Below are 757 nucleotides of genomic sequence, written 5' to 3'. Positions count from 1 at the left end.
ACCCGCGCTGGAAAACCTGTACCGCACGGGCAATCCGTTGGTACAGGCGATCCTGAAGAACTGGTCGGCATGGGAAAAAGGCGTTCCCGACGCCTAGTGCCGAGCGAAATGTAGGGCAGCGTCCATCGCCGTCTGTAGGAGCGAGGGGGACGCCTAGTTCTTGCTCGCGAAAAACTCACAGGCGCCGCGTTCATTCAGGAAGCGCGCGTTATCGTTGAGGTTTTTCGCGAGCAAGCTCGCTCCTACAGAAAGGCCTTAACTGCCCCGATCGTGTCAGGGCAGCAAGATGATTTTGTCGGCGCTGCCTTGATTCACGTCCTCATAGCACTGCACGCCATCGGCCAGCGCCACTTCGCGCTGGCCAGTCGGCAATGGCAGTTGCCCTTCATCGAAAAAGCGTCCGAACTGCTCCAGCATCACCGCGCATTGCTCGCAGTTGTAGAGCAATGAATTGATGCCCACCACCGAGCCACCCTTGCGGTACAGGGCCAGGGCCGGCAGTTGTACGTGGCCGTCCACCGGTGCGGCAATGATCGCGATGCGGCCAAACGGAGCCAGGCCGGCCACGGCGGCTGGCAGCCAGAAACCGGTGGTGTCGAAGATCACATCGGCGCCGCCCTTGAACACCGCATGAACCTGCGCGCCCAGTTCTTCGGGCTTGCCCAACGCAATGGCGTCGAACCCTTGCCCCTGCAACACCTCGACCTGGTCAGCCTTGCGCACCGCCGCCAACACGTGGGCGCCGCGGATGTTCGCC

Annotated in this window: 1 protein-coding gene; it reads right to left on the bottom strand. The window is 62.1% G+C overall.

Features of this window, described 5'->3' with window-relative positions:
* Positions 1-273: 273 nt before the first annotated feature.
* Positions 274-757, bottom strand: a 484-nt coding sequence (locus MCRY_RS22515; RefSeq protein WP_139834181.1) for a zinc-binding dehydrogenase, incomplete at its 5' end; no start/stop codon positions are given.

Origin of the sequence: Marivita cryptomonadis (assembly GCF_002115725.1) — a bacterium.
GTDB lineage: Bacteria > Pseudomonadota > Alphaproteobacteria > Rhodobacterales > Rhodobacteraceae > Marivita > Marivita cryptomonadis.
This window is presented reverse-complemented; position numbering and strand designations above follow the sequence as displayed.